The following is a 26,899-nucleotide window of genomic DNA, read 5'->3' as shown; positions in this document are numbered from 1 at the left end:
CCGTGTCAGTGTCGGCGCGGGAGATGATTCACATGGCGGAGCCCGGCTTCGGTCGGTTCATGAAGGACCACCGGGAGTTTTTCAACGCGCTGGCCGAGGATGGCTGGCGGGCAATCCCCGGCTATGTCGGTGTCGAGGAGAAGATCCTGTCCGGCCGTTTCGATCACCCGAGTAAGACGGGCGCGGTGACGCGGCTGTCGCGCTGGGCCGCCGGTGCGTCCGTGGGGCATCCCGTCTCGCACGATTGGTGCGAGGAGGTGTTTCTGATTTCGGGCACGCTGTCGATCGGCACGGCGTCGCAGGAAACGCAACTGCTGGACGCCGGCACCTACGCGGTGAGGCCGGCCCATGTCGAGCATGGGCCGTTCTTCACCCGCGACGGCTGCCTGATGATCGAGTTTCTCTACTATCCGCCGGCTGAGTAGCAGCGGCATGGCCGCTTGTGTTGTCAGCGATGCCGCAGCCGGCGGTTGACCCTGCGCGCCAGATAATCGCCCGCGCTCTGGACGAGCTGCACGAGGGCAATCAGCACGACGACGACGGCCAGCATCATCTCCGGCATGAAGCGCTGATAGCCGTAGCGGATGCCGAGATCGCCGAGGCCACCGCCACCGACGGCGCCGACCATGGCGGAGTAGCCGAGCAGGCTGACCACCGCGAGCGTCAGCGCCAGCAGAAGGCCCGGCAGCGCCTCGGGGATCAGCACCTTGAGCACGATCTGGATCGGGGACGCCCCGAACGAGGACGCGGTCTCGATCAGCCCGCCATCGACCTCGCGGATCGCAGCCTCGACGAGGCGCGCGATGAACGGCGCCGATGCGATGGTCAGCGGCACGATCGCCGCCGTCGAGCCGATCGAGGTACCGGCGACGAGGCGGGTGAACGGGATGATTGCGACGACCAGGATGATGAAGGGCGTGGAGCGCGTCGCATTGACGATGGCGCCGAGCACGCGATTGACGATGGGCGCCGCGAACAGCTCGCCCTTCCGGCTGGTCGCAAGGAAAACGCCGAGCGGCAGGCCGAAGGCGGTGCCGAGCAGCGCTGCGGTGCCGACCATGTACAGGCTTTCGCCCGTGGCCTGGATGATGAGGTTGATGAGTTCAGGCGACATAGCCGAGACGCTCCGCCGGGAGTTGATATTGAGACAGCCAGGCGAGCGTCCGCATCACCGCGTCCTCGCCGCCGGGAATACCGAGGGTCAGAGATCCCACATGCTGGCCGCCGATCTCGTCGATGCGGGCGGCGAGCAGCGCGACATCAAGGCCGAGCTCGCGGGCAAGCCGCGCCACCACCGTGTCGCCGGCCCCTGCCCCGCGGACCTGGACGCGGACCACGGCCTGTCCGCCGGCGGACGGCGCCGCCACGATCCGGCTCGCCAACGACACCGGCAGGCTGTCGCCGATCACTTCGGCGAGGAAGGATTGCGTGATCGGATGCCTTGGATGGGTGAAGATGTCGGCGACATGGCCACTCTCGACCACATGGCCGGCATCTAGCACCACGACTTCCCTGGCGAGCTGACGCACCACGGACATTTCGTGGGTGATCAGCACGATGGTCACGCCCAGCTCGCGGTTGATGTTCGCAAGCAGATCGAGGATCGCACGCGTGGTCTGCGGATCGAGCGCGGAGGTCGCCTCGTCAGACAGCAGCACGCTCGGCCGCGTCGCCAGCGCCCGGGCAATGCCGACGCGCTGCTTCTGGCCGCCGGAGAGCTCTGACGGATAACGGTCGTGCTTGTCGGCAATGCCGACCAGCGCCAGCAACTCGGTGACGCGCTTTTTGATGTCCGCCTTTGACCAGCCGGCGATCTCGAGCGGCAGCGCGATGTTATCGGCCGCGGTGCGCGACGACAGCAGGTTGAAGTGCTGGAAGATCATGCCGATCGAGCGCTGCGCCAGCCGCAGCTCGCGCCCGGCCAGTGCCGAGACATCACTGTTATCGACGATGACGCGGCCCGTGGTCGGCTTCTCCAACCCGTTGATCAGGCGGACCAGGCTCGATTTGCCGGCGCCGGAACGGCCGATCACGCCGGTGATGGAGCCGCGCGGAATCGCAAAGTCGATATTCTCAAGCGCGCTGACGCCGGGCTTGCCGCGATACGCCGGATAGGTCTTCGAGATACCCTCGAAGCGGACCATCGCGTCCGGTTCGGCGGCAATCGCGGCCCGTGTTTCGATCGGCTCTCCGACCACCAGCGAGGGGTGCGCGTTCATGGAAGCAGCTTTCATGCACGATATTTAGCTCGTCCGCCCCAAAGGCGCACGAGACCAGGGTCGCATCAGCGACGGGAGGTGAAACAGCAGCAGATCGTCCGGGTGCGGCGCGCTGCACTGCAGCACACCATCACCCGAACCAGTCTTTCTTGCAATTTCAGATATTTGCGAGGAGATGGACGAAGTTTCCCCAATCCCTCCCCTGAGAAGAAAATTCCTTCGCCGGGGGGATCAGCCTCCGGCGGGGCTCACCCGACCATCTGCAACCACGGCATCACGATCACCAGCAGTCCGGCGAAATAGAGCACCCCGAAGATCAGCCCAAAGCCCCAGAACTGGCCTTTTCCGATATAGCCGCTGCCGAAATACATCGGCGCCGGGCCGGTTGCGTAAGGCGAGATCACGCCCATCAGGCCGAGCGAATACATGCAGAGCATCGCGAGCGTCGCAACCGGCAGGCCGGGGATGCCGGAGCCGACCGCGAGCACGACCGGCAGCACAGCGGCGGCATGCGAGGTGATGCTCGAGAAGAAATAGTGGATCCAGAAAAACAGTGCGACCAGCAGGATCATCGCAGTCGACGGCGACAGCCCCGCGAGCGGTTTTGCGTATTCGGTCGCGAACCATTTGATGAAGCCGATCTCGTTGAGGCCGGAGGCCAGCGTCAAGAGCGAGGTGAAATAGAAGAACACCTCCCAGGCGCTCTTCTCGCTGACGATGTCGGCGAACTCGATCACGCCGGTGACCAGCATCAGCGAGATCACGATGAAGACCACGGTGGTGGCGTTGACGAAGTTCGAGCCCAGCACGGGCACGTGGATGTCCGGGCTCGAGCCCGCGATCCACAGGAACATCGCAAGGATGATCAGCGCCAGCATGATCCACTCGTTGCGAGACATCGGGCCCATCTCTGCGAGCTCTTTCGCCGCCCATTCGGAAATCTCGGGGCTGTGCTTCACCTCCGGCCGGCACACCATATAGCTGAGCAACGGCACCAGGATCATCAGGAGGATGCCGAGCGGCGCAAAGCCGATGAACCACTGGCCCCAGCTCACATCGACGCCCACCGTCTTCTTGGCGATCGCGAGCGCCGCCGCATTGGGCGCGAGCGCGGTGAAGAACAGCGAGCTTGTGATTGCGGTCGCCGCGAACGCGGTCCACATCACATAGGTGCCGATCTTGCCGGCGGTTGGTCCCGGCTCGGAGCCGTAGATGCGCGGGATGTTGCTGATGATGGGATAGACGATGCCGCCGCTGCGCGCGGTGTTCGACGGCGTCGCCGGCGCCAGCAGGAAGTCGGACATTGCCACAGCATAGCCGAGGCCCAGCGTGCTGCGGCCGAGCTTTTGCACCAGCACCAGCGCGATGCGCCGGCCAAGCTGGCTCTTGCGATAGCCGATCGAGAACACAAAGGCGCCGACGATCAGCCACACCGTGCTCTCGGCAAAGCCCGCCAGCATCCAGCGCAGTGATTTGCCGGGATCAGGATCGATATAGCCGGCGACCCCTGCGACCGTCAGCCCGATGAACCCAACCGCGCCGACCGGCATCGATTCCAGGATGAGCCCGGTGATGACGGCGGCGAACACGGCAAAATAGTGCCACTGATTGACGTTGAGCCCCGTCGGCACCGGCCACAGATAGATCACCAGCCACACCGCGAGCGGTGCGATCAGCTTCCAGCGAAACCCTTTCGCCTCGGGTGCCTGCGAGCTAGCGGCCATGAGTCCTCCCCCTCCATTGTCGGAGCATCATATCGCCCGTTGGCCAGGCCGTTTTTGTCCCTGCGCGGCGTATACGGACTGTCTGCGGCACGATCAATGGCTTGCCGCGGGTTCTCCCATCAGGCGCTCGATTTTCCCGGTGCTCACAAATGCCCGGTGCGCCGGTGTTCCGGCTGGGCGCCCTCCACCGGAAACCGGATGGTGGTGCCGATGGTGATCCAGTTGGCGTTCTCGCCGGTGATGTTGCGGCCGTAGATCACGTCGACGGAGAAAATCTCGTTCGGCCGGTAGCGGACACCGGTCTGGAAGCGCGGCTGCACCACGCTCGATATTTCGGAGGCACCGGCCTGGCCATACGCCTCGATCGTCCATTGCAAGGTGTCGGTGAATTTCCAGTCGAAGCCGATGCCGTAGGTCAGATAATGGCGATCCACGGTGCGATCCCAGAGCCAGCCGCCATTGACGTTGATCCGCATGGTCTCGGACAGGCGGAAGGTTGCGGGGATGACGGCAAAGGCGGTCAGTGCTTCTCCGGTCGCCGCATCGAACGATCCGCCACCATAGGCCGACAATCCCCACCGGCCGATCCCGGTCGGGATGAAATTGGTCTTGGCTTTCGGAGCCACCGTCGTGCTCCAGTCGCCATCGCTGCGGGCCCGGATGGTCTGCAGGCTCAGCTCGATCGGCCTGAAGGGATCGACGACGCAGGAGGGATTGGCGACCGCGGAGAAATCCGTGTTGGTCGCAGCCGACATCCAGCTTTCGACCTTGCAGGAGCCGACCTCGGAGATGTCGGCAGCATCCACCGCATAGGCGCCATTCGCGGCGCGCGCATCCTGCGCCGCGAGTGCGACAAGAGCCGCGATTGCGGCGGTTATTCCGGTTTGTGCAGCCCATCCCATGGCCCGATGTTAGCAGAGTCTTCGCCTCGACAAGGCCCGGATTCTGGGACTATCTTCGAACCATGAGTGAACATCATCACGACCACGACCGCGACCACGATCACGACCATTCCGAGCTGTCCGAGACCGAGCTGCGTGTGCGCGCGCTCGAGACGATCTTGACCGAGAAGGGTTACGTCGAGCCGGCCGCGCTGGATGCCATCATCCAGGCCTATGAGACCAAGATCGGCCCGCATAACGGCGCCCGCGTCGTCGCCAAGGCCTGGACCGATCCGGCCTTCAGGCAGGCCCTGCTGGAGGACGGCAGCAAGGCGATCGGTACGCTCGGCCATGTCAGCCGCGTCGGCGACCATCTCGTCGTCGTCGAGAACACGCCTGAGCGACACAACATGGTCGTGTGCACGCTGTGCTCCTGCTACCCCTGGGAAATGCTGGGACTGCCGCCGGTCTGGTACAAGGCCGCGCCCTATCGCTCGCGCGCGGTGAAGGACCCGCGCGGTGTGCTTGCCGATTTCGACGTCAGCCTGCCGAAAGACATGGAAATCCGGGTCTGGGACTCCACCGCCGAGACGCGCTTCCTGGTGCTGCCGATGCGCCCTGCGGGAACGGAAGGCTGGAGCGAGGAGCAGCTGGCCGAGCTGGTCACGCGCGATTCCATGATCGGCACCGGCTTTCCAAGGACGCCCGGAGCGCCGTCATGAACGGCGTACACGACATGGGCGGCATGGACGGGTTCGGCAAGGTCGAGCCCGAGCCGAACGAGCCGGTGTTCCACGAAGAGTGGGAGTCGCGCGTCCTTGCGATGGTGCGCGCGATGGGCGCGGCCGGCGCCTTCAACATCGACACCTCGCGCTTCTATCGCGAGACGATCCCGCCGCATGTTTATCTTTCGAGCTCCTACTACAAGAAATGGTTTCTCGGGCTCGAGGAGATGCTGATCGAGAAGGGCTACCTCACCCGGGAGGAAGTCGCCGCCGGCCATGCGATGCAACCGGCCAAGGCGCTCAAGCACGGCAAGTTCGATCTCGGCCAGGTCGAGCGCATCATGGTGCGCGGCAAGTTCGCCCGCCCTGCTCCGGCGCCCGCAAGATTCAACATTGGCGACCGCGTGCGTGCCAAGAACATTCACCCCACGACGCACACGCGCCTACCTCGCTATGTGCGCGGTCATGTCGGCGTCGTCGAGCTGAACCATGGCTGCCACGTGTTTCCGGACTCGGCGGCGATGGAGGTCGGCGAGAATCCGCAATGGCTCTACACCGTCGTGTTCGACGGCAGCGATCTCTGGGGCGCGGACGGTGATCCGACCTTGAAGGTGTCGATCGACGCGTTCGAGCCGTATCTGGATCCGGCGTAATGAGCAGCACGGCTGCTGCCGCCGCGACGGCGGCCATTCCGAGCATTCCGCGCGACGACGACGGCCCGGTGTTCCGCGCACCCTGGGAGGCGCACGCCTTCGCCATGGCACTGACGCTGCATGACCGCGGCGTATTCACCTGGCCCGAATGGGCCGCGGCGCTCGCCGACGAAATCAAGCGCGCGCAGGCCGCCGGCGATCCCGATACGGGCGAGACCTACTATCTGCACTGGCTCGCCACGCTGGAAGGGCTGGTCGCGCGCAAAGGCGTCGCATCGACGGAGACCCTGCACCGCTACCGCGACGCCTGGGACCACGCCGCCGATCGCACGCCGCACGGCAAACCGATCGAGCTGCGGGACGAGGATTTTCGGTAAGCCAAGCTCGCGCCACGCCCGTCATTGCGAACCAAGGTGATCCCTTGCGGTTCACTTTCGTGTCCCGGACAAGCTGCAACGCGTCAGCGTTGCGGCGCAGAGCCGGGACCCAGATGGCAACACGACGCGTTACGGAAGCATGGGCCCCGGCTCTGCAGCGCACCGCTGAAGGAGCGCTGCGCTGCGTCCGGGGCACGAGAGGGAGCGAGACGCGCTACCTCCCCGCCACATATTCCCGCCACCCCTTCGCCCGCAGACTGCACGCCGGGCACTCGCCGCAGCCATAACCCCACGCATGCTGCGCGCCGCGTTCGCCGAGATAGCAGGTGTGCGACTGCTCGCGGATGAGATCGACGAGCCCCTCGCCGCCAAGGTCGTGCGCGAGCTTCCAGGTCGCGGCCTTGTCGATCCACATCAGGGGCGTATGCAGCTCGAATTGCCTGGCCATGCCGAGCGAGAGCGCGGCCTGCATGGCGCGGATGGTCTCGTCGCGGCAATCGGGATAGCCGGAATAGTCGGTCTCGCACATGCCGCCAACGATGTGGGTAATGCCGCGCCGGTAGGCCAGCGCCGCGGCGAAAGTCAGGAACACCAGATTGCGACCGGGCACAAACGTATTTGGCAGGCCGTCGGCACCCATTGCGATTGCTACGTCACTCGTTAGCGCCGTGTCCGAGATCGAGGCCAGCGTCGGGATCGACAGCGTGTGGCTTTCGCCGAGCTTTGCCGCCCAATCCGCGCGCAGGCCCTTGAGGCCGTCGAACAGGCGGTCGCGGCAGGCGAGCTCGACGGCATGGCGCTGGCCGTAGTCGAAGCCCAGCGTCTCCACGCGCGCAAAGCGGCTCAGCGCCCAGGCGAGGCAGGTGGTGGAATCCTGGCCGCCGGAGAACAGCACCAGCGCGGTTTGGGATGAAAATGTGTCGCTCATGGCCCGCGCTTTAGCATTGCGCGTGCGGCCCGCCAATCGGTGGAAATCGCCTCGTTCCGCAGCGTCGCGCTGGGAACGGCGGCCCGCTTTTGGCATAAGTCTCACGACCCAGGAGACTGCCCCGCAATGACCCCCTCCCGCGACATTTCCCGCCTGATCGAGATCATGGCGGCGCTGCGCACGCCGGTGACCGGCTGCCCCTGGGATCTCGAGCAGAATTTCGCGACGATCGCGCCCTACACGATCGAGGAGGCCCATGAGGTCGTCGACGCGATCGACCGCGGCGATCTCGACGATCTCCGCGAAGAGCTCGGCGACCTCCTGCTCCAGGTCGTGTTCCACGCCCAGATGGCCTCGGAGCAGAACGCCTTTGCGTTCGGCGATGTCGTCGAAGCCATCACCCGCAAGATGATCCGGCGCCACCCCCACGTCTTCGCCGACAGGGACGGCAATCTCGCCGCCTCCCACGTCAAGGAAGTCTGGGACCGCATCAAGGCCGAGGAGAAAGCCGAGCGCGCCGCGCGCCGGCCGCCGGAAGAAGCGCCAACGCACAAATCGCTGCTATCGGGCGTGAAGGCCGGTCAGCCCGCGCTGACCCGCGCCATGGAGCTGCAGCGCAAGGCCTCCACCGTCGGCTTCGACTGGAACGACCCGCGCGCGGTGCTGGCAAAGATCCGCGAGGAAGCCGACGAGATCGAAGCCGCGCTCGATCGCAACGACAAGCAGGAGATCGCCGAAGAGACCGGCGACCTGATGTTCGCGCTGGTCAACCTTGCCCGCCACGTCGACGCCGATCCGGAGGCCGCGCTACGCGCCACCAACGCAAAATTCGAAAGACGTTTTGCCTACATCGAGCGGGCGCTGGAAGCGCAGGGACGCACGCTGGAGCAGGCCTCGCTACAGGAGATGGACGCGCTGTGGGATGCGGCGAAGGCGGATGAGAAGCCGGTCGCTCCGGGTTGAGGAAAACTTCTTATGGTTGTACCTGAGCCTGAAGTTTGTCGCCAGATCGCGACCGAGCGGCCCTTTGGCAAGACAAGATGCGGCGTGATTCCAGGGCCGGTCACGCCACTGGAAGTCGCACGGGCTTTCGGACTTTCAGACGATGTTGAAATCTATACTACTGTCACGAGCGATGAAGCTACGGCTCTCGTAACCTACGTGTTGACTACATCGCTTACCCTTGGCGGAGAAGAGATGAAACCCTCGCGTGCAGCCGAACTCTGGCAACAATTCGCGGCGTTGTTCGACGAACCCGTACAATTTCTGACAAACTGCCGATCATCAGACTTTTGCCAATTTAGTCCCGCGACTGACGCCACCATTGATCTCGGTGTCCTCGTAATTGGTCTTGCCAACGGAGGGTGCTTGTGGGTGGAGGACTACGACTGACCCGCCAGACGGGCTAGATCGGATGCGGCACCGCGTCGAACCGGTTCACAACAATATCCCGCTTGGTCTCGTCCACCCGCACGGTCATGTCGAAGCGGCCGTCGTGCAGCTCCTTGACCAGCACCTCGGAATTGCGGTGCAGCCAGCTGATGCCGGCACCGTCGGCGGCGTCGATGGAGAGATCGAGCGTGTGGCGTTTGGCGGCGAGCCGTTCCTCGATCGCGGCGAGCAGAGCGTCGATCCCCTCGCCTGACACGGCGGAGACCAGCATGGCCGGATGATCCTCCGGCCGGCGCGCGGCGATGTTCAGAAGCTCTTCGCGCTGCTCGGAATCATAACGGTCGATCTTGTTCCAGACCTCGATGATGCGGCCGGAGTCATCAGGATTGATGCCGAGCTGGCGCAGCACCGCGTCGACGTCGCTCTGCTGGGCTTCGGCGTCTTCATGCGAGATGTCGCGGACGTGCAGGATGACGTCGGCCTCCAGTACCTCCTCCAGCGTGGCGCGGAAGGCGGCGACGAGCTGGGTCGGCAGGTTGGAGATGAAGCCGACTGTGTCCGACAGCATCGCCTTGCCGCCATGCGGCAGCGTGAGCGCGCGCAGGGTTGGGTCGAGCGTGGCGAACAGCATGTCGGCGGCCTGCACGTCGGCGCGCGTCAGGCGGTTGAACAGCGTCGACTTGCCGGCATTGGTGTAGCCGACCAGCGCCACGACGCGATACGGCACGCGCTGACGACCGGCGCGATGCAGCCGCCTTGTCGCTTGCACCTTCTTCAGCTCGCCCTCGAGCTTGGAGATGCGCTCCTGGATCAGGCGGCGGTCGGCTTCGATCTGGGTTTCGCCGGGACCACCCATGAATCCGAAACCGCCGCGCTGGCGTTCCAGATGGGTCCAGGACCGCACCAGGCGCGAGCGCTGGTAGTTGAGATGCGCCAGCTCGACCTGGAGCGAGCCTTCCTTGGTCTTGGCGCGGCGGCCGAAGATTTCCAGAATGAGCCCGGTGCGGTCGAGCACCTTGGCATGCAATTCCTTTTCGAGGTTGCGCTGCTGGATCGGCGCCAGCGCGCAATCCATCACCACGAGCTCGACGTCGAGGCTCTTGGCCAGCGCGGCGATCTCCTCGACCTTGCCCTTGCCGATATAGGTGGCGGGCCGGATCTGGCTGATCGGTGCGATGATGGCGTCGGCTATAACGAGGTCGATCGCACGCGCGAGGCCGGCGGCTTCATCGAGCCGGGCCTCCGCGTCACGTTGAACTAGAGTTGGAACATGGCTTTCCGACTGCGCGTCGGCACCGCCCGCGCGCACACGCAAGTAGGGGCCGATGACCAGCACCCGCCCCGTTTGCTTAGCCCCTGCCGACCGCGGACGGTCGGCATCCCCGTCGAAATTCCGGGGTTCCAATCAGATCACTCTCAAGCCGGCTGATCCTCGCCGCCCTCGAACAACTGGATCGGAGCGCCCGGCATGATGGTCGAGATCGCATGCTTGTAAACCAGCTGCGAATGACCGTCGCGCCGAAGCAGCAAACAGAAATTGTCGAACCAGGTCACGATGCCCTGGAGCTTCACTCCGTTGACCAGAAAGATCGTCAGTGGCGTTTTGGTTTTGCGAACGTGATTGAGGAAGGTGTCCTGTAGGTTTTGTGCGCGGTCTGCCGCCATTGTTTTTTTCTCGCTTTGAGTTTCTTTTTATTGCGCCGGATGCGCCTCGCTTTTGAGAATGCGGGGTCGCGTCCGGTTGCCATTCCTCATGAGATCCCCCTCGGAGGAACAGCTGTTCGATTAGAGGACAGGTCGGGTTATTAGGCAAGCCGCTTCACGCGGCAGGCCACGCCCTAATGCCCCGAAAAACTACGGAAATCGATGATTTTCCTCGTTAATCCCTCAGCCGCGGCCGCGACGTCGCGGCGTTAGCCGACGCCGAGCGCCTTCAACTTCCGGTGCAACGCGGAGCGTTCCATGCCAACAAACTCGGCTGTTCGAGAAATATTTCCTGAAAAACGGCTGATCTGTGCAATCAAATAGTCGCGCTCGAACACTTCACGCGCCTCGCGCAGCGGCAGCCCCATGATGTGCTCGCCATTGTTGCTGGTCGGCATCGCCGGCACCATCGAGCCGACGTCCTGCGGCAGCATGTCGGCGGTGATGATCACTTCCGGCCCGCCCGCGGCCAGAATCATGACTCTCTCAACGTTGTTGCGGAGCTGGCGCACATTGCCCGGCCAGACATGCGATTGCAGCACCGCCATCGCGTCCTGCCCGATCTGGCGCTTCGGCAGGCCGCTGCCGGCCGAAATCTGCTCCATGAAATAGTCGATCAATTCCGGAATGTCCTCGCGCCGCTCCGACAACGCGGGCACGCGGATGGGCACGACCGAGAGGCGATGATAGAGGTCCTCGCGGAAATGGCCGGCGGCGATCTCCTCTTCGAGGTTGCGCGCGGTCGATGAGATGATGCGCACGTCGACCTGCACCTTGGCGGTGCCGCCGACGCGCTGGAACGACTGCTCGACCAGCACGCGCAAAATCTTGTTCTGGGTCTCGCGCGGCATGTCCGCGATCTCGTCGATGAACAGCGTGCCGCCATGCGCTTCCTCGAGCGCACCAGGCTTGCGCGCGTGCTCGCCGTTGGACTGCTCGACGCCGAACATCTCGTGCTCCATGCGCTCCGGCGTGATCGCGGCGGCATTGATCACGACAAAGGGGCCATCGGCACGGCCCGAGGCCGTGTGCAGCGTGCGGGCGGTCAACTCCTTGCCGGCGCCGGCGGGACCGACGATCAGGATTCGGCTGTTGGCTTTCGCCGCCCGGTCGATGGTCTGGCGCAGCTGGTTCATGCTGGGCGAGCGGCCGACCAGCGAGCTTGCGCTCGGCGCGAGCTGCTTCAGCTCCTTGACCTCGCGCTTGAGCCGAGAGTTCTCCAGTGCGCGGTTCGCGACCAGGATCAGCCGGTCCGCCTTGAACGGTTTCTCGATGAAGTCATAGGCGCCACGCTTGATCGCGGCGACCGCGGTCTCGATGTTGCCGTGGCCGGAGATCATCACCACCGGCAGATCGGCATTGTCCTTCTTGACCTGCTCGAGCAGCTGCAAGCCGTCGAGCTTGGAGCCCTGCAGCCAGATGTCGAGGAACACCAGATGCGGCCGGCGGTTGGCGATCTCGGCCAGCGCCGAGTCGCTGTCGCGCGCGGTCCGGGTGACGAAACCCTCGTCTTCGAGAATGCCCGCAACGAGATCCCGAATATCGGCCTCATCATCGACAATCAGAATTTCACTTGCCATGGGTCGCGCCTGTCTTGTCAGATGCCTGTTGAGGCTTCGATCTTCGTTGAATCATTGGTCTTTTCTTCCGGCTCTTTGGTTTCGGCCGCCGGCTCTTTTGTTTCCTGCGCCATGTCCTTGACCGGGCCGCTGGCCTGTGCTTCGGCCGCGTCCTTTGTCTGCGACACCGTTTCCTTCACCGCATCCTTGGCGATCGGTGCCGGCTCGGTGCCCTCGGCCTTCGGAGGCGCGCCGGAGATCGCAAAGCGCATGCGCATCCAGGCGCCGCGCTGGCCTTCGCGGAAGTCGGAGGCATCCTTCAGCTCGATGCGGCCGCCATGGTCTTCCAGCACGCGGCCGACGATCGCAAGGCCAAGGCCGGTGCCCTTGGCACGTGTCGTCACATAGGGCTCCAGCAACCGCGAGCGTGCGACCTTGGGCAGGCCGATGCCGTTGTCGATGACGTCGATCAGCACGTCCTCGCCCTCACGCGAGACCACGACGTCGATGCGGCCTTTGCCCAGTTCCTCGGGCGGGACCTGCTCGATCGCCTCGGTGGCGTTCTTGACGATATTGGTGACCGCCTGCGAAATCAGCCGCCGGTCGAACTGGGCGCGCAGCGGATCTTCCCTGAACTCAGCCTCGATATCGATCTCGGGATGGGCGACCTTCATCAGGAACACTGCCTGCCGCACGGTGTCGGCGACGTCCTCGCCTTCCATCACGGGCTTGGGCATCCGCGCGAAGCGCGAGAACTCGTCGACCATGCGCCTGATGTCGTCGACCTGGCGCACGATGGTGTCGGTGCACTGTTCGAAGATCTGCTTGTCCTTGGCCTCGGTGATGTCCTTGCCGAATTTGCGGCGGATGCGCTCGGCCGAGAGCTGGATCGGGGTCAGCGGATTCTTGATCTCGTGGGCGATGCGGCGCGCCACGTCGCCCCAGGCCGAGGTGCGCTGCGCCGAGACCAGCTCGGTGATGTCGTCGAGCGTGATGATGTAGCTGTCGTGCGGCTGGTTCTTCTCGGCGCTGACGCGGACCGAGAGGTTGCGCTCCTGTCCGTCGCGCGTGATCGTGATCTGGCCCTGCACCAGGCGCTGGGTCCCTTCCCGCGCGGTCTTCATCATCTCGTCGAGCTCAGGCAGCACGTCGGAGAGCGCATGGCCGAGCGTCTCGACCTCGGAATGCCCGATCAGCTTCTCGGCGGATCGGTTGAGGATGCCGACGCTGCCCGAGGTATCGACGCCGATGATGCCGGCGCTCGCCGAGGACAGTACGGCCTCGATGAAACGGCGGCGACTGTCGATGAGGTCGCTGGCATTGACGAGTTCGTCGCGCTGGCTGCGCAATTCCTGCGTCATCTTGTTGAAGGTCTCGCCCAATTGGGCGAGATCGCCTTCCGACTGGTGCACCGGCACCTTCACGTGGAGGTCGCCGGTCGAGACGGTGTGGGCCGCGTTCATCAGCCGCCGGATCGGCGCCACCAGCGAGTTGGCGAAGTTGAGCCCGATCAGCACCGAGGCCATCAAAATGGTCAGCGCGATCACCGCGAACATCAGCGCGAAGGCGACCTGGATGCCGAGCCGGCGCGACTCGATCTGGGCATATTCGGCGACGCTGACCTCGGTCTGCTTGAGCTGGTTGACGACGTTCGGATCAAGCGGCCGCGCGACGTAGAGGAAGGTGTCGCTGAAGGCGCGCAGGCGGATCACCGCGGCGACGTAGCTCGCGTCCGGCAGCACCGCGATCTCGGGCTCGGATTCGTTGACGTTGCTGAGGAAGTCCGGCGCCGGCGGCGAATAGGCCAGCCGCATGCCGGTGTCGGCGGATTCCAGGATGTTGGTGTTCTTGTCGATGATCATCGCACCCGGCAGATTGCGGGAGCTGGCGCTGCCGGTCAGCAGCTCGCGGAACGAGCGGCGGTCCTGGTCGTAGAGCGGCCTTGCATGCGCGATGTCGTTGGCCATGCCGAGAATGTCGCCGCGGATCAGCTGCGCATGGTCCTGCATGTAGGCCCGCGCGATGTTCAGCGAGTTCTGGATGACCTCCTTGGTCGGCCCGGAGAACAGGCGGTCGAGGCCGCGCTCGAGGGTGACGTTGGCGACCACGGAGACCAGCACCGCCGGCAGCACCGCCACGATCGAGAACAGGCTGACGATCTGGACATGCAGCCGTGCCGCCGCCCGTCCTCGCCGTCGCGCCAGGATCAGTTGCCAGAGCTCGCGGACGATGATCCCGACCAGCAGCAGGATCGTGCCCGCATTGAGCAGGTAAAACGAACGGACAACCTCCGGCGTCGGGTCGATCTTGCTGAGGCCGGTCAGGACCAGAAAGGTCAGCAGGGCCGATAGCAATGCCAGCGCCACCGCAAACGGCGCCAGCCAGCGCCGCACCGACCAGCGCCGGGGCTCTTCCGCTGGGGTCGTGTCGAAGTGTGCGGCCGAGGTGTCTGCGCTGGTCATTCCGGCAATGGTGCTGCTGAAAACGGGGTCCGCGGCGGCGGCGGATACTGATGTATTCGTACCACATTGTTGCCGAATTGCGACAATTCCGCGGCGCACCTGCCGCGGCCGACCGGCGCATCCACAGGGCATACCCGCTCAACGGGAACGGAATCGGGCCGTTCCGGCTTGACCCGGCATGGACAGGTTCTTTCTTGCGATGATGGTTTCGGCCGTGCTGCTGCTGATCGTGGCCTCTGACCTCTTGGTCAATGGCCCTACCATGCAGGCACCAGGTGACGTCGCCATGTTGCCGACATCAACCCGACTGGTCAGATAGGCACGACGCCGCGCCGTGCGGCCAAATGTCGAATTTGAAGGGACCGGCGGAACATTTGGGTCTGATTCGGACTTCTGCTCACCGCGCCAGCCACAAAGGCCAGCGCGATCCGGACAGGCTCAGCTCCGCTTTGGTAGGGGGAGCTGAGCCACCGCCGCGCAAACGCGCTTGGCGTTTGTCGCGAGGAACTAGCCCCCGCTCCGATACACCTGGATATCGAGATCCCGGATCTTCTTCCGCAGCGTGTTGCGGTTGAGGCCGAGCAGGTCCGCGGCGCGAATCTGGTTGCCGCGGGTGGCGGCGAGCGCCGCCGTGAGCAAGGGCACCTCGATCTCCTTGAGGATGCGGTGGTACAGACCGGGCGGCGGCATGCCGTTCGGAAAGCCCTGGAAGTGCGAGGACAGATACGCCTCCACCGCGCCGCCAAGATTGTCGACGCCCTGCTGGACCGCGGCACCCGGGCTGACCGAGGGCGGCGCCAGCTCGCCGTCGATGACGGAAGCCGTGATCACGTCCTGCGGATAGAGCGCGGCGAGACGCCGGGCGAGGTTTTCCAGCTCGCGCACGTTGCCGGGCCAGCGGTGCTGCTTGAGACGCTCCAGCGCCAGCGTATCGAGCTTCTTCGGCGGCAGGCCGTCCTTCTCGGCGAGCGTGAAGAAGTGCCGCACGAGATCCGGCAGGTCCTCGATGCGTTCGCGCAACGGCGGCAGCCGCAGCGGCACGACGTTGAGGCGGAAGAACAAATCTTCGCGGAACAGCCCCTGCTGGATCAGCACGCGCAGATCCTTGTTGGAGGCCGCGACGATCCGCACATCGGTCTTGATCGGGGTGCGGCCGCCGACGGTGGTGTATTCGCCCTGCTGGAGCACGCGCAGCAAGCGGGTCTGCGCTTCCATCGGCATGTCACCGATTTCGTCGAGGAACAGCGTGCCGCCCTCGGCCTGCTCGAACCGGCCGGAGGCGCGGGTGTTGGCACCGGTGAAGGCGCCGCGCTCATGGCCGAACAGCTCGGACTCGATCAGGTCGCGCGGGATCGCCGCCATGTTGACGGCGACGAACGGGCCGTTGCGGCGCTTGCCGTAATCGTGCAGCGCGCGCGCCACCAGCTCCTTGCCGGTACCGGACTCGCCCGTGATCATCACGGTGAGGTCGGTCTGCATCAGGCGTGCGAGCACGCGGTAGATTTCCTGCATCGCCGGCGAACGGCCGACCAGCGGAATAGCCTCCATCTCGGCGTCTTCGTCCGGCGTCGAGACCCGTTCCTTCGGCTCGGCGAGTGCGCGGCCGACGATCGCAATCAGCTCCTTCAGGTCGAAGGGCTTTGGCAGATATTCGTACGCCCCGCGCTCGGAGGCGCGGATCGCTGTCATGAAGGTGTTTTGCGCGCTCATGACGATGACGGGCAAATTCGGCCGCATCTTCTTGATCCGCGGCAACAGGTCGAAGGCGTTTTCGTCCGGCATCACCACGTCGGTGATGACGAGATCGCCCTCGCCCTGGCTGACCCAGCGCCATAGCGTTGCGGCATTGCCGGTGAGCCTGACCTCATAGCCGGCGCGGGACAGCGCCTGATTGAGAACGGTGCGGATGGCGGTGTCGTCATCTGCAACGAGAATGCTACCTGCGGGCATTGTTAATCCTCATTTTGCCCCCTGTGATGCAGACGACGACTTCCCGGCAGAGCCGTCGCGACTGCTGTGATCGGCATGTTTCACCGATGTGGAATACATCGGCATCAGCACGCGGAAGGTGGTCTTGCGCGGCTGAGACTCGCATTCGATGATGCCCCCGTGATCGCCGATGATCTTGGCCACCAGTGCAAGACCCAGGCCCGAGCCGGTCTGCTTGGTGGTCACGAAGGGGTCGAACAGGTTGGGCAGAAGATCGTCCGGCACGCCTGGTCCGTTGTCCCTCACGCAGAATTCGAGCGGCAGGGATACCCGGGATTTTTGACCGGGGACTGACAGGCGCACGCCGGGGCGGAACGCGGTGGTGAGCTGGATCTCGGCATCGGGAACGTCGATCAAGGCTTCGGCGGCGTTCTTCACGAGGTTGAGGAACACCTGGATCAGCTGGTCCTGGTTCGCCAGCACCGGCGGCAGCGAGGGATCGTAATCCTCGATGAAGCGGATGTTGCGGGCAAAGCCGGACTGCGCCAGCCGCTTCACGTGGTCGAGCACCGAATGGATGTTGACGGGCCCGCGCACCACGGGGCGCTCGTCGCCGAACACCTCCATGCGGTCGACCAGCGTCACGATGCGGTCGGCCTCGTCGCAGATCAGCCGCGTCAGCATCCGGTCCTCGGACGAGGCCTGCTGCTCCAGCAGCTGCGCTGCGCCGCGAATGCCCGAGAGCGGGTTCTTGATCTCATGCGCGAGCATTGCTGCTAGCGCTATCACCGAGCGCGCTGCGCTGCGGTGGGTGAGCTGGCGGTCCATCTTGTCGGCGATGGAGCGCTCCTGGAGCATCACCACGATGTGGCCGGGCCGCTCGGTGAGCGGTGCGACGTGGAGGTCGACCTGGCGGTCGCCGCCCATGCGCGGCGTGCCGAGATCGACCTTGTATTCGTTGACCGGCGAGTTCGACGAGCGCACCTGGTCGATCAGCGCCAGCAACGGGCTGCCGAACGGCACCAGCTCTTTCAGCGACTGCCGCTTCAAGAACTGCGTCGAGATATCGAAGAAGGCCTCGGTCGCGATATTGGCGCCGACAATCTTGCCGTCCGGCCCGATCAGGAGCACGGGATTGGGCAAGGCATCCAAAATCGCGTCGCTGTCGGACGGAAGCGGCCGACGATGTTCAGCAGCTGAGCTCATGCAGCAGCGCTCCATGCGAAGTCGTCGAAGGCATCTTGCAGTGAATGGTGAACGAGGCGCGGATCTTCGGAGGTCAGGATCTTCTGACGCCAGGATTTCAGCTTCTCGGGCGGCGCACCGCTCGCATCGGCCGCGACATCGAGCGCCCAGCCGAGATGCTTGCGGGCGTGCTTGAGACCAACGCGCAGGCCGTAGAGCGTGCAGACGCCCTCATAAAGCGTGCGGACATAATGGAGCTGCGTTTCGAGCGACGGCGTGGCTTCCGCCGCCCCGCCCTTCAGGCGACGGCCGATCTGGCCGGGCAGCCAGGGCTGGCCCTGCGCGCCGCGGCCGATCATCACGGCATCGGCGCCGGAGGCCTCCAACGCCGCGAGCGCCTTCTCGTAAGAGGTGATGTCGCCATTGACGATGAGCGGGATCGAGATCGCCTCGCGCACCGCGCGGATCGCGTCCCAATCGGCCTCGCCCTTGTAGAACTGGCAGCGGGTGCGGCCATGAACGGTGACGAGCTTGATGCCGGCAGCTTCCGCGCGCCGCGCCAGTTCCGGTGCGTTAAGGCTGCGGTCGTCCCAGCCGAGCCGCATCTTCAGCGTCACGGGCACCTTCACCGCCGCAATCGTCGCGTCGATCAGGCTAACGGCATGGTCGAGGTCGCGCATCAGGGCCGAGCCGGACTGGCCGCCGGTGACGTGGCGGGCCGGACAGCCCATGTTGATATCGATGATGTCGGCGCCTTCAGCCTCGGCAATCCGGGCGCCCTCGGCCATCCAGTGCGCCTCGCAGCCGGCGAGCTGGACCACGTGCGGGCCGATTCCAGTGGCTTCGCAGCGCAACCGCGACATCCGATGACCGTTGGCGAGCTCATCGCTGGCGGTCATTTCGGACACGACCAGACCGGCCCCCAGCTCAGCGACCAGCTTGCGGACGGGCGAGTCCGTGACCCCCGACATCGGCGCCAGGAAGACCGGGGTGGCGATTTCAATACCGCCTATTTTCAATGGCTTGGAGCCTGATCCTGCCGGGCCGGTCACAGTGGTCTCGTTGACTAGGCAGGGCCTCATCGCGCCTGCCTGACCTATCTTGCGCACAATTCTTGTGCAGTCAAGCGTCATGCCTACACTTTAACCAGTTCTGCAAATCTTTCAAGTGCAGTGCAGCAAATTGCTGTTTCCCACAATCCGGGGAAACCCCCTTTTTTTGCGGGCCTGTCGTGCTAGAGGCTTGCCGGCAATTGCCCCACTCCCCGACTCCATCATGAGCAACTGAGTATTTGAGTCCTATGGCGAAATCACAACGCACCGCAGTCGTTCTCGTCGCGGCCGGACGCGGCCTGCGCGCCGGCGCGGGCGGGCCGAAGCAATATCGGACGATCGGCGGCGTGCCCGTGATCTATCGCGCCATGGAAGCCTTCAGCCGCCACCCCGATGTGTTTGCGGTGCAGCCGGTGGTGAACCCCGATGACAGTGCCATGTTCACGGCAGCGGTCGCAGGATTGAAGCACGAGGCGCCGACCAATGGCGGTGCCACCCGTCAGGCTTCGGTGCTTGCCGGTCTCGAGGCGCTCGCCAGGCACAAGCCTGATATCGTCCTGATCCACGACGCCGCGCGTCCCTTCGTCTCGGAAGGCGTGATCTCGCGCGCGATCGATGCGGCGGGCCGCACCGGCGCTGCGATCCCGGTCGTAGCCGTCACCGACACCATCAAGCTCACCGGCGAGAGCGGCGATGTCGAGGACACGCCGGACCGCGCGCGCCTGCGTATCGCGCAGACGCCGCAATCCTTTCGTTTCGATGTCATCCTCGAGGCGCATCGTCGCGCGGCGAAGGACGGGCGCAGCGATTTCACCGACGATGCCGCGATCGCCGAATGGGCGGGATTGACGGTTGCAACCTTTGAAGGCGATGTTGCCAACATGAAGCTCACCACCCCCGAGGATTTCGTGCGCGAGGAAGCGCGCCTGGCGAGCCTGCTCGGCGACATCAGGACCGGCACCGGCTACGACGTGCATGCCTTCGGCGAAGGCGACCACGTCATGATCTGCGGCGTCCGCGTGCCGCACAGCAAAGGCTTCCTGGCGCATTCCGACGGCGATGTCGGCCTGCATGCACTGGTGGATGCAATCCTCGGCGCGCTGGCCGACGGCGACATCGGCTCGCACTTCCCGCCGAGCGACGTGAAGTGGAAGGGCGCCTCGTCCGACCAGTTCCTGAAATACGCCATCGAGCGCGTCACCCAGCGCGGCGGCCGTGTTGCCAATCTGGAAGTGACCATGATCTGCGAGCGGCCGAAGATCGGCCCCCTGCGCGACACCATGCGCGCGCGCATCGCCGAGATCTCAGGCGTCGACATCTCCCGCGTCGCGGTGAAGGCGACGACCAGCGAGCGGCTCGGCTTCACCGGCCGCGAGGAAGGCATTGCGGCCACCGCAAGCGCCACCATCCGCTTGCCGTTTAACGAGAAGACCTGGAGCGCCTAGGTCATGGCCGGCAGCGACGCACGCGCCCTCTCCCGCTCGCTGCTCGATCTGTGCCGGATGCGCAAGCTGACGATCGCGACCGCCGAGTCCTGCACCGGCGGCCTCGTCGCCGGCGCGCTGACCGACATCCCCGGCTCCTCCGATGTCATTGATCGCGGCTTCGTCACCTATTCCAACGACGCCAAGCGCGCGATGCTCGGCGTTGAAGCAAGTACGCTCACCAATTTCGGCGCTGTCAGCAAGGAGACCGCAACCGCCATGGCGGTCGGCGCGCTGGAGCGTGCCGGCGTCGATCTCGCCGTCGCCATCACTGGCATCGCCGGCCCCGGTGGTGCCACGCCGGGCAAGCCGGTCGGTCTCGTGCATTTTGCCGTTGCCGCGCGCGACGGCCGCATCGTCCACCGCGAGCATCGTTTTGGCGCGATCGGCCGCACGGCTGTCCGTCAGCGTTCCGTGGTCGAGGCCCTGCGCATGCTGATGGACCTCGCCCGCGGCCCAGCCCAGGCCAAGCCACAACGCGCCGCCGCAAGCCGCTTGCGTCCCCGTGTGACGCGCTCGCCGCGCAGGCATGCGGCCAAGCGCAGGCCGCCGCGCTCGCCGCGCGGGTGAGCCCGTAACCCGGGTGAGCGAAGCGATACCCGGGACGCCTCCTACATCTCAGCCAGTTCTCTCAGCTCGGGGCCGGCGATGCGGAAGAACCGTTTCGCAGGTAGCGCGCGCCCTCCCAGCATCTCGTAGAAGCGCTGAAGCCGCAGGTCTTCCGCATCGACAGTCCAATCGATGCGCTCGTGTCCCTCTTGGCGAGCCATTTCGGCTAGTCGCGCCATGAGCTGTTTTCCCAAACCAGTTCCGCGTCGGTTGTGGCGAACGTAGAGCTCCTTCAAGAAGAAGCCTGACGTCAAGCCAGGTCCGGGATAGATAGCGCTGAAACATGCAAGACCGGCGATTTCATCGTTCTCACAAGCGAGCAGAATTCGTGATCCCGCAGGCCTCGACCTCAGCCCGTCAATGATCGCGTCCCGTGCTGGGCAGGCGACGCGATAGTGAGCTTGCATCTCAATCAGCGCATCGGCCACGCCGTCGAAATCGGTGTCAGCGATTTCCCTGAAGATCGTCAGAGCAATATGGTCCATGGTCGATCCCTGTGGTCACTCAAGACCCGCTAGCCTCACGGATATTTCGCGTTTTGCACGCAGTTGCGTTTCGTGTCGAGGTGAATGGCTAAGGTGCGCGCCAGACTGTGATGCCGCGCCTGCTTTTCAAAAAGCACGCAAATCTTGTCGAATCCGATCAGGATCGCAAATGTGCAGGCGCGACCAAACGTCATCGCCCCTGTCCTGCCTTGCGTGTGAAAATATTGGCGCAATAATGCTGCTCTACGTTGTGATCCGGAATCAACCTGATCAGCCTGATGGAGGGCGACGAAAGTGTTCGCTCGCGCCGCCGCCTCGGCCGCCGTCATCGTCACTTTGGCCGCTTTTGATGGTGTGGCCGCACAAACGGCCAATCAGCCGCCCGATACGATGGCGGCGCGGGTGGAAGCCTGCACGCCCTGTCACGGCAACAAGGGCGAAGGCACCAGCGATGTCTATTTTCCGCGGCTTGCCGGCAAGCCAGCTGGTTATCTCTACAATCAGTTGCTCGCTTTCCGCAGCGGCCGGCGCAAATACCCGCCGATGAACTATCTCTTGGAATTTCTGCCCGACCCATATCTGGAAGCGATGGCGGAGTATTTTGCGAGTGAGCATCCGCCGCTACCGCAGCCTGCGCCAAGCGAAGTCAGCAAGGACGTGCTGGCGCAGGGCGAGACGCTCGCCACCAGCGGCGACGCGGCCCGCGGCATTCCGGCCTGTGTGAGCTGCCACGGCCCGGGGCTCACAGGCATGCAGCCAGGCATCCCCGGCCTGCTTGGCCTTCGCGCCGCCTATATCAGCGCGCAGCTCGGCGCCTGGCGCTACGGCACGCGGACCGCGAAATCGCCCGACTGCATGCAGCTCGTCGCTGGCCATCTGACCGAGGCCGATGTCACCGCCGTTGCGGCCTGGCTCGCGACGCGCCCGGCACCCACCAACCCGGCCCCCGTACCGAAGGGCACCTACGCGCTGCCGTTCGGCTGCGGCAGCCAGCCCAACTGACGAGGCGGATGATGGGCTTAAAACTGTCGATCACGCTCTTGTCGGTCAAGCTCTTGGCCTTAGCCGCGCTCAGCACGGCTGCGCAGGCGCAGGACAAGACAAGCGACATCATCGCGCGCGGTGAATATCTCGCCCGCGCCGGCGACTGCACCGCCTGCCATACTGCGGCTGAGGGCCGCCTGTTTGCCGGCGGGCGCCCGATGCCGACCCCGTTCGGAACGATCTACACCTCCAACATCACGCCCGATCCGGAGACCGGCATCGGCAAGTGGAGCGCGGACGATTTCTACAGAACCATGCACAACGGCCGTTTCCCGGATGGCGGGCTGATCTATCCGGCGATGCCGTTCGCGTCCTACACAAAGGTCACGCGCGCTGACAGCGATGCGATCTTCTCCTATCTGCGCGCGATTGCGCCGGTGAACCAGAAGAACAAGCCGCACGAGCTGCGCTTCCCCTACGACAACCGCCAGCTCATCCTCGGCTGGCGCACGCTGTTCTTCAGCGAGGGCGAGTTCAAGCCGGATCCGAAGAAATCGGCGGAATGGAATCGCGGCGCCTATCTGGTCGAGGGCCTCGGCCATTGCGGCATGTGCCATTCGCCGATCAACGCGCTCGGCGGCACCTCGCAATCGGACGCCTTCAAGGGCGGCCTGATCCCGATGCAGAATTGGTACGCGCCGTCCCTCACCTCCAATCGCGAGGCAGGTCTCGGCGACTGGAGCATCAAGGACATCACCGACCTGCTCCAGACCGGCGTTTCCATGCGTGGCGTGGTCTACGGCCCGATGGCCGAGGTCGTGCACAACAGCCTGCAATATCTCAACGACGAGGATACGCGCGCCATGGCCGTGTACCTCAAGGGCATCGCGGAGCCCTCGCCCTCGCCGCCACCGAGCTCGGCGCTGCCGACCACCGAGAGCAGCCTGTTGGTCAGCCTCGGCAAGACCGTCTACGACAAGAACTGCGCGAGCTGTCATGGCGCGCAGGGCGAAGGCAAGCCGCCGCACTGGCCGCCGCTCGCCAACAACCAGTCGATCGAGATGCAGTCGGCGGTCAATCCGATCCGCATGGTGCTCAACGGCGGCTATCCGCCGGGCACCAAGGGCAATCCGATGCCCTATGGCATGCCGCCCTTCGCGGGCCTGCTCTCGGACAACGAGGTCGCCGCCGTGGTCTCCTACATCCGCACCGCCTGGGGCAATCGCGGCACGCCGGTCTCGGCGCGCGAGGCCAACGAGCTGCGCTCCGCACCGCTGAACTGAAAGGCGCGCCATGTTCAATTCCGATCCGCCGACCAGCCCGGCCGCCGCCGACCAGGCCGTCGAGGAGGTCGTCGCCCAGGGACCGTCAGGCGCGATCGTGGTCGCCGGCATCGCCACGGCCTGCGTCGTCGCGATGTGGCTCGCCTTCTACCTGTTCGTCTTCCTGCCGCGCGGATCGCTGCAATGAGCGCAGAGCAAGCCCACGGCAGCGCCAGCGCCGAGGTCGCGGCCCGCGTCGAGCGGCGCTGGGCCACCATTGCCGTGATCATCATCGTGATGATGGCGCTGCTGGCGGCATTCGCCGGAATCCATCGCGCGACCATGCCGCAGCCGCGCGTCGAGACCACCGATCCCTCGCGGATTCATCTCTCCGGTGAATTTGTCGAGAGCAATCTCGGCAGCGTGCTGGAGGCCAACGGCAATGTGACCGTGCGCGCGATCGGTCAACAATATTCCTTCACGCCGGCCTGCATCGTGGTGCCATCAGATACGCCGATCACATTGCGCGCCACCAGCGCCGACGTCGTTCACGGCATCCTGATCCAGGGCACCAACGTCAACACCATGCTGGTGCCGGGCTACATCTCCGAGCAGCTGATGCGCTTCACCAGGACCGGCGACTATCTGATGCCCTGCCAGGAGTTCTGCTCCTTCGGCCATGAGGGCATGTGGGGCAAGGTCAAGGTGATCGACAAGGCTGACTTCGCGAGTCGCGCGAAGGGCGGCGGGAGGCTGAGCTGTGTTGGTCAATAGGAAGCTCATCCTCGCCCATTTCTGGCTGGCTTTTGCGGTGTTCGGCTTTGCGCTGACGCTCGGCGCCTGGCAGATGTTCATCCGCAGCCCGATCGGCACCTGGTTGTCTAACCCTGAGCTCTACTACCGCTCGCTGACAGCGCATGGCACGGTGATGGGCTACGTCTTCCCAACCCTGGTCGCGATGGGCTTTGGCTATGCCATCAGCGAGTCCGCGCTGGAGCAACGCCTGGTCGGCGTCCGCTGGGCCTGGACCGGATTCTGGCTGATCGTCGCCGGCAGCATCATGGCGGTGATTCCGATCGCGCTCGGCCGCGCCTCGGTGCTCTACACGTTCTACCCACCGCTGATCGGCAACGTCTTCTACTATCTCGGGGTCGTCCTCGTCGTGGTCGGCTCCTGGATCTGGGTCGCGCTGATGTCGGTCAATCTGCGCGTCTGGCGCAAGGCCCATCCCGGCGCACCGGTGCCGCTCGCCATGTTCGCCAATGTCGCGGGCTCTTATCTGTGGGCCTGGACCGCGGTCGGCGCGGCGCTGGAGCTGCTGCTCCAGATCATTCCGGTGGCGGCGGGGCTGAAGGCCACGATCGACGCCGGCCTCGCCCGCATCTTCTTCTCCTGGACGCTGCACGCCATCGTCTATTTCTGGCTGATGCCGACCTACATCGCCTATTACACCATCGTGCCGCGCGCGATCGGCGGCCGGGTCTATTCCGACAGCATGGCGCGGATCTCCTTCATCCTGTTCCTGGTGGTGGCGATGCCGATCGGCATGCACCACACCTTCGCCGATCCCATGGTGGGCGCCGGATTCAAGTTCATCCATTCGGCCTTCACCGCGCTGGTCGCGTTGCCGACGCTGCTGACGGTGTTCACGATTTGCGCCTCGGTCGAGATTGCCGCGCGCCTGCGCGGCGGCCGCGGGATGTTCGGCTGGATCAGGGCCCTGCCCTGGGACAATCCGATGATGCTGGCGCTGGCATTCTCGTTCGTCATGCTCGGCTTCGGCGGCGCCGGCGGCCTCATCAACATGAGCTATCAGCTCGATGCCTCGATCCACAACACGCAATGGATCACCGGCCATTTCCACCTGATCTTCGGCGGCGCCATCGTCATCATGTATTTTGCGATCGCCTATGATCTGTGGCCGCATCTGACCGGGCGCGAGCTGATCGACATCCGCCTGATCCGTACCCAGCTCTGGCTGTGGTTCGCCGGCATGATCGTCACGACCTTCCCGTGGCACTGGGTCGGCATTTTGGGCATGCCGCGCCGCATGGCCTATTTCGACTTCGGCGATCCCGCGATCGCGCCGCAGGCGCTCTCCGTCACGTTGTCGGCGATCGGCGGCTTCATCCTGCTGACGTCAGGCATCATGTTCATTGTGATCCTGGCGCGCGGCATGCGGACGCCTCAGGTTGATGCCGGTCCCTATCGGTTCGCGATTGCTGTGCACCAGCCGGCCACCGTTCCGGTTGCGCTCAACACGCATGCGCTGTGGGTGGCGCTGATGATCGCCCTCACCCTCACCAATTACGGCTATCCGATCCTGAATCTGGCACTGAGTGAAGGCACCTCGGTGCCAGCAGTCTATGTGGGAGCGCAGTGATGAGCGCCCGCGACCTCTTCACGTTCAGCAACCGACATTTCACAATCGGCGTCGGCGTCATCGCTGGAATCCTCGTCGTGACGGCGGTTGCCGGCTTCATCGTGCTGCCCTTCGCGCAGCCTTGGGTTCAGTTCGCCAATGTCTGGGACGCGATCTGCAGCGCCGCCGGCGTGCCGCAGCGTGCGGCGAACGTCACGGCGCCCGAACAGACAAGACGCCTGTCGGACGTCGTGCTGACCTCGCACACGCTGTCGCGTCCGAGCCAGGAGGCGATCGGCCGCGGCGCCACGCTGGCGCAGCGCTGCGCGATCTGCCACGGCCCAACCGGCATCAGCCGCGCGGACTCGCCGAACCTCGCCGGTCAGTATGCGGCCGTGATCTACAAGGAGCTGCACGATTTCCGCGCCGGCGCGCGCACAAACGCCGTGATGTCGCCGTTCGCGGTGAACCTGACGGATCAGGAGATCGCCGATCTCTCGAACTACTATGCGTATTTGCCGCGGCTGCCGGCCTATCACCCGACGACGCAGCTGCCGAAACCCAATATCGTCATCTATGGCGCACCGATCCGCGGCATCGCGCCCTGCGGGGCCTGCCATGGCAGCCTCGACAACAAGACCGGCAGCCCGTGGCTGGAGGGACAGTCCGAGGCCTACATGAAAGCGCAGCTCCAGGCCTTCGCCTCAGGCGAGCGGCGCAACGACATCAGCCAGCAGATGCGCAACATCGCGCGCGCGATGACGCCGCAGGAGATCGAGCAGGCCGCGGCTTATTACGCGTCGCAGCCGCCGGACGTGGTGAAGGCGGTGGATTGAGCCCCGCTGTCATTGCGAGCGCAGCGAAGCAATCCAGACTCTTTCCGCGGAAGGATTCTGGATTGCTTCGTCGCAAGGGCTCCTCGC

General features: G+C 64.8%; 28 protein-coding genes. 14 read left to right on the top strand and 14 right to left on the bottom strand.

All coding sequences use genetic code 11. The features are described 5' to 3' along the window. The first annotated feature begins 32 nt into the window (after positions 1-32). The gene (locus AC1RR3_RS27565) at positions 33-425 is read left to right on the top strand and encodes a cupin domain-containing protein (protein WP_492826546.1); all 393 of its coding nucleotides are present in this window, start codon (positions 33-35) and stop codon (positions 423-425) included. Positions 426-448: 23 nt separating this feature from the next. Here AC1RR3_RS27565 and AC1RR3_RS27560 read toward each other — a convergent pair whose 3' ends face one another. The 4 genes from AC1RR3_RS27560 to AC1RR3_RS27545 all read right to left on the bottom strand — a co-directional run bounded on the left by AC1RR3_RS27560 (position 449) and on the right by AC1RR3_RS27545 (position 4,845). Then, positions 449-1,114, bottom strand: coding sequence for a methionine ABC transporter permease (locus AC1RR3_RS27560; protein ID WP_492826544.1), 666 nt, complete (start codon positions 1,112-1,114; stop codon positions 449-451). Further along, entirely contained in the window at positions 1,104-2,219 is a 1,116-nt protein-coding gene (locus AC1RR3_RS27555; protein WP_492826542.1) for a methionine ABC transporter ATP-binding protein, read from the bottom strand. The genes AC1RR3_RS27560 and AC1RR3_RS27555 overlap by 11 nt, the downstream gene beginning before the upstream one ends. Positions 2,220-2,467: 248 nt before the next feature. Beyond that, positions 2,468-3,943: a DASS family sodium-coupled anion symporter gene (locus AC1RR3_RS27550; protein WP_492826540.1), complete on the bottom strand. Its 1,476-nt coding sequence runs from the start codon at positions 3,941-3,943 to the stop codon at positions 2,468-2,470. 143 nt (positions 3,944-4,086) lie between these two features. Beyond that, entirely contained in the window at positions 4,087-4,845 is a 759-nt protein-coding gene (locus tag AC1RR3_RS27545) for a PA4824 family protein (RefSeq protein ID WP_492826538.1), read from the bottom strand. A 62-nt stretch (positions 4,846-4,907) separates the two neighbouring features. On the opposite strand from AC1RR3_RS27545, the gene nthA reads away from it, so the two are divergent. From nthA to AC1RR3_RS27530, 3 genes are read left to right on the top strand one after another with little or no spacing between them, the layout of a single operon-like run. Next, entirely contained in the window at positions 4,908-5,546 is a 639-nt protein-coding gene (gene nthA / locus AC1RR3_RS27540; protein ID WP_492826536.1) for a nitrile hydratase subunit alpha, read from the top strand. Next, positions 5,543-6,202 (top strand): nitrile hydratase subunit beta, encoded by a 660-nt coding sequence (gene nthB / locus AC1RR3_RS27535; RefSeq protein ID WP_492826534.1) that lies wholly within the window; start codon positions 5,543-5,545, stop codon positions 6,200-6,202. The genes nthA and nthB overlap by 4 nt, the downstream gene beginning before the upstream one ends. Beyond that, entirely contained in the window at positions 6,202-6,579 is a 378-nt protein-coding gene (locus AC1RR3_RS27530; RefSeq protein WP_492826532.1) for a nitrile hydratase accessory protein, read from the top strand. Before nthB ends, AC1RR3_RS27530 begins: the two co-directional genes overlap by 1 nt. Positions 6,580-6,793: 214 nt before the next feature. Here the strand turns inward: AC1RR3_RS27530 and queC are convergent, their stop codons facing one another. Beyond that, positions 6,794-7,507, bottom strand: a complete 714-nt coding sequence (gene queC / locus AC1RR3_RS27525; protein WP_492826531.1) for a 7-cyano-7-deazaguanine synthase QueC — start codon at positions 7,505-7,507, stop codon at positions 6,794-6,796. A gap of 126 nt (positions 7,508-7,633) precedes the next feature. On the opposite strand from queC, the gene mazG reads away from it, so the two are divergent. Together mazG and AC1RR3_RS27515 are read left to right on the top strand one after the other, a co-directional pair. After that, positions 7,634-8,470 carry a nucleoside triphosphate pyrophosphohydrolase gene (gene mazG, locus AC1RR3_RS27520; RefSeq protein WP_492826529.1) on the top strand — a complete coding sequence of 279 codons (837 nt, stop codon included), beginning with the start codon at positions 7,634-7,636 and terminating at the stop codon, positions 8,468-8,470. A gap of 12 nt (positions 8,471-8,482) precedes the next feature. Then, positions 8,483-8,899 carry a hypothetical protein gene (locus AC1RR3_RS27515; RefSeq protein ID WP_492826527.1) on the top strand — a complete coding sequence of 139 codons (417 nt, stop codon included), beginning with the start codon at positions 8,483-8,485 and terminating at the stop codon, positions 8,897-8,899. Positions 8,900-8,912: 13 nt separating this feature from the next. Here the strand turns inward: AC1RR3_RS27515 and hflX are convergent, their stop codons facing one another. From hflX to dusB, 7 genes are all read right to left on the bottom strand, one after another. Continuing rightward, complete coding sequence (gene hflX, locus AC1RR3_RS27510; RefSeq protein ID WP_492826525.1) at positions 8,913-10,304, bottom strand: GTPase HflX; 1,392 nt, start codon at positions 10,302-10,304, stop codon at positions 8,913-8,915. 11 nt (positions 10,305-10,315) lie between these two features. Continuing rightward, positions 10,316-10,564 (bottom strand): RNA chaperone Hfq, encoded by a 249-nt coding sequence (gene hfq, locus AC1RR3_RS27505; RefSeq protein WP_007591126.1) that lies wholly within the window; start codon positions 10,562-10,564, stop codon positions 10,316-10,318. Positions 10,565-10,812: 248 nt separating this feature from the next. After that, the gene (gene ntrX, locus AC1RR3_RS27500) at positions 10,813-12,183 is read right to left on the bottom strand and encodes a nitrogen assimilation response regulator NtrX (RefSeq protein ID WP_492826519.1); all 1,371 of its coding nucleotides are present in this window, start codon (positions 12,181-12,183) and stop codon (positions 10,813-10,815) included. A 17-nt stretch (positions 12,184-12,200) separates the two neighbouring features. Beyond that, the gene (locus AC1RR3_RS27495; protein WP_492826518.1) at positions 12,201-14,624 is read right to left on the bottom strand and encodes a sensor histidine kinase NtrY-like; all 2,424 of its coding nucleotides are present in this window, start codon (positions 14,622-14,624) and stop codon (positions 12,201-12,203) included. Positions 14,625-15,131: 507 nt separating this feature from the next. Beyond that, entirely contained in the window at positions 15,132-16,574 is a 1,443-nt protein-coding gene (gene ntrC, locus AC1RR3_RS27490) for a nitrogen regulation protein NR(I) (protein WP_492826517.1), read from the bottom strand. Positions 16,575-16,583: 9 nt separating this feature from the next. Next, a complete protein-coding gene (locus AC1RR3_RS27485; RefSeq protein WP_492826516.1) occupies positions 16,584-17,759 on the bottom strand; it encodes a two-component system sensor histidine kinase NtrB in 1,176 nt (391 codons plus the stop codon). Then, a complete protein-coding gene (gene dusB / locus AC1RR3_RS27480; RefSeq protein WP_492826800.1) occupies positions 17,756-18,757 on the bottom strand; it encodes a tRNA dihydrouridine synthase DusB in 1,002 nt (333 codons plus the stop codon). Before dusB ends, AC1RR3_RS27485 begins: the two co-directional genes overlap by 4 nt. 281 nt (positions 18,758-19,038) lie before the next feature. Between dusB and AC1RR3_RS27475 the strand changes: the two genes are divergently transcribed. Together AC1RR3_RS27475 and AC1RR3_RS27470 are read left to right on the top strand one after the other, a co-directional pair. Further along, entirely contained in the window at positions 19,039-20,235 is a 1,197-nt protein-coding gene (locus AC1RR3_RS27475) for a bifunctional 2-C-methyl-D-erythritol 4-phosphate cytidylyltransferase/2-C-methyl-D-erythritol 2,4-cyclodiphosphate synthase (RefSeq protein WP_492826514.1), read from the top strand. 3 nt (positions 20,236-20,238) lie between these two features. Further along, on the top strand, positions 20,239-20,844 hold the full coding sequence (locus AC1RR3_RS27470) for a CinA family protein (protein WP_492826512.1): 606 nt from the start codon (positions 20,239-20,241) through the stop codon (positions 20,842-20,844). A 41-nt stretch (positions 20,845-20,885) separates the two neighbouring features. On the opposite strand, the gene AC1RR3_RS27465 is transcribed toward AC1RR3_RS27470, so the two are convergent. Beyond that, positions 20,886-21,368 carry a GNAT family N-acetyltransferase gene (locus AC1RR3_RS27465; protein ID WP_492826510.1) on the bottom strand — a complete coding sequence of 161 codons (483 nt, stop codon included), beginning with the start codon at positions 21,366-21,368 and terminating at the stop codon, positions 20,886-20,888. A gap of 35 nt (positions 21,369-21,403) precedes the next feature. Continuing rightward, the gene (locus AC1RR3_RS27460; protein ID WP_492826508.1) at positions 21,404-21,562 is read right to left on the bottom strand and encodes a hypothetical protein; all 159 of its coding nucleotides are present in this window, start codon (positions 21,560-21,562) and stop codon (positions 21,404-21,406) included. Positions 21,563-21,662: 100 nt separating this feature from the next. On the opposite strand from AC1RR3_RS27460, the gene AC1RR3_RS27455 reads away from it, so the two are divergent. From AC1RR3_RS27455 to AC1RR3_RS27430, 6 genes are read left to right on the top strand one after another with little or no spacing between them, the layout of a single operon-like run. Then, on the top strand, positions 21,663-22,370 hold the full coding sequence (locus AC1RR3_RS27455; RefSeq protein ID WP_492826506.1) for a c-type cytochrome: 708 nt from the start codon (positions 21,663-21,665) through the stop codon (positions 22,368-22,370). Positions 22,371-22,378: 8 nt separating this feature from the next. Next, positions 22,379-23,635, top strand: a complete 1,257-nt coding sequence (locus AC1RR3_RS27450) for a cytochrome c (RefSeq protein WP_492826504.1) — start codon at positions 22,379-22,381, stop codon at positions 23,633-23,635. A 10-nt stretch (positions 23,636-23,645) separates the two neighbouring features. Further along, on the top strand, positions 23,646-23,822 hold the full coding sequence (locus tag AC1RR3_RS27445) for a hypothetical protein (protein ID WP_492826502.1): 177 nt from the start codon (positions 23,646-23,648) through the stop codon (positions 23,820-23,822). Beyond that, entirely contained in the window at positions 23,819-24,388 is a 570-nt protein-coding gene (locus tag AC1RR3_RS27440; protein WP_492826500.1) for a cytochrome C oxidase subunit II, read from the top strand. The genes AC1RR3_RS27445 and AC1RR3_RS27440 overlap by 4 nt, the downstream gene beginning before the upstream one ends. After that, entirely contained in the window at positions 24,375-25,997 is a 1,623-nt protein-coding gene (locus tag AC1RR3_RS27435) for a b(o/a)3-type cytochrome-c oxidase subunit 1 (RefSeq protein WP_492826498.1), read from the top strand. Before AC1RR3_RS27440 ends, AC1RR3_RS27435 begins: the two co-directional genes overlap by 14 nt. Beyond that, the gene (locus AC1RR3_RS27430; protein WP_492826496.1) at positions 25,997-26,812 is read left to right on the top strand and encodes a c-type cytochrome; all 816 of its coding nucleotides are present in this window, start codon (positions 25,997-25,999) and stop codon (positions 26,810-26,812) included. The genes AC1RR3_RS27435 and AC1RR3_RS27430 overlap by 1 nt, the downstream gene beginning before the upstream one ends. The last annotated feature ends 87 nt before the right edge of the window (positions 26,813-26,899 follow it).

The organism is Bradyrhizobium sp. GW821-FHT13H05 (assembly GCF_058804065.1).
The sequence above is the reverse complement of the archived record's forward strand: the minus strand, read 5'-3'. Positions and strand labels throughout refer to the sequence as shown.

What these genes read in the sequence shown, in the direction of transcription:
- AC1RR3_RS27565 (WP_492826546.1), top strand. Translation starts at nt 33, where the DNA reads ATGGCGGAGCCCGGCTTCGGTCGGTTCATGAAGGACCACCGGGAGTTT.
- AC1RR3_RS27560 (WP_492826544.1), bottom strand. Translation starts at nt 1,114, where the DNA reads ATGTCGCCTGAACTCATCAACCTCATCATCCAGGCCACGGGCGAAAGC.
- AC1RR3_RS27555 (WP_492826542.1), bottom strand. Translation starts at nt 2,219, where the DNA reads ATGAACGCGCACCCCTCGCTGGTGGTCGGAGAGCCGATCGAAACACGG.
- AC1RR3_RS27550 (WP_492826540.1), bottom strand. Translation starts at nt 3,943, where the DNA reads ATGGCCGCTAGCTCGCAGGCACCCGAGGCGAAAGGGTTTCGCTGGAAG.
- AC1RR3_RS27545 (WP_492826538.1), bottom strand. Translation starts at nt 4,845, where the DNA reads ATGGGATGGGCTGCACAAACCGGAATAACCGCCGCAATCGCGGCTCTT.
- nthA (WP_492826536.1), top strand. Translation starts at nt 4,908, where the DNA reads ATGAGTGAACATCATCACGACCACGACCGCGACCACGATCACGACCAT.
- nthB (WP_492826534.1), top strand. Translation starts at nt 5,543, where the DNA reads ATGAACGGCGTACACGACATGGGCGGCATGGACGGGTTCGGCAAGGTC.
- AC1RR3_RS27530 (WP_492826532.1), top strand. Translation starts at nt 6,202, where the DNA reads ATGAGCAGCACGGCTGCTGCCGCCGCGACGGCGGCCATTCCGAGCATT.
- queC (WP_492826531.1), bottom strand. Translation starts at nt 7,507, where the DNA reads ATGAGCGACACATTTTCATCCCAAACCGCGCTGGTGCTGTTCTCCGGC.
- mazG (WP_492826529.1), top strand. Translation starts at nt 7,634, where the DNA reads ATGACCCCCTCCCGCGACATTTCCCGCCTGATCGAGATCATGGCGGCG.
- AC1RR3_RS27515 (WP_492826527.1), top strand. Translation starts at nt 8,483, where the DNA reads ATGGTTGTACCTGAGCCTGAAGTTTGTCGCCAGATCGCGACCGAGCGG.
- hfq (WP_007591126.1), bottom strand. Translation starts at nt 10,564, where the DNA reads ATGGCGGCAGACCGCGCACAAAACCTACAGGACACCTTCCTCAATCAC.
- ntrX (WP_492826519.1), bottom strand. Translation starts at nt 12,183, where the DNA reads ATGGCAAGTGAAATTCTGATTGTCGATGATGAGGCCGATATTCGGGAT.
- AC1RR3_RS27495 (WP_492826518.1), bottom strand. Translation starts at nt 14,624, where the DNA reads ATGACCAGCGCAGACACCTCGGCCGCACACTTCGACACGACCCCAGCG.
- ntrC (WP_492826517.1), bottom strand. Translation starts at nt 16,574, where the DNA reads ATGCCCGCAGGTAGCATTCTCGTTGCAGATGACGACACCGCCATCCGC.
- AC1RR3_RS27485 (WP_492826516.1), bottom strand. Translation starts at nt 17,759, where the DNA reads ATGAGCTCAGCTGCTGAACATCGTCGGCCGCTTCCGTCCGACAGCGAC.
- AC1RR3_RS27475 (WP_492826514.1), top strand. Translation starts at nt 19,039, where the DNA reads ATGGCGAAATCACAACGCACCGCAGTCGTTCTCGTCGCGGCCGGACGC.
- AC1RR3_RS27470 (WP_492826512.1), top strand. Translation starts at nt 20,239, where the DNA reads ATGGCCGGCAGCGACGCACGCGCCCTCTCCCGCTCGCTGCTCGATCTG.
- AC1RR3_RS27465 (WP_492826510.1), bottom strand. Translation starts at nt 21,368, where the DNA reads ATGGACCATATTGCTCTGACGATCTTCAGGGAAATCGCTGACACCGAT.
- AC1RR3_RS27460 (WP_492826508.1), bottom strand. Translation starts at nt 21,562, where the DNA reads ATGACGTTTGGTCGCGCCTGCACATTTGCGATCCTGATCGGATTCGAC.
- AC1RR3_RS27450 (WP_492826504.1), top strand. Translation starts at nt 22,379, where the DNA reads ATGATGGGCTTAAAACTGTCGATCACGCTCTTGTCGGTCAAGCTCTTG.
- AC1RR3_RS27445 (WP_492826502.1), top strand. Translation starts at nt 23,646, where the DNA reads ATGTTCAATTCCGATCCGCCGACCAGCCCGGCCGCCGCCGACCAGGCC.
- AC1RR3_RS27440 (WP_492826500.1), top strand. Translation starts at nt 23,819, where the DNA reads ATGAGCGCAGAGCAAGCCCACGGCAGCGCCAGCGCCGAGGTCGCGGCC.
- AC1RR3_RS27430 (WP_492826496.1), top strand. Translation starts at nt 25,997, where the DNA reads ATGAGCGCCCGCGACCTCTTCACGTTCAGCAACCGACATTTCACAATC.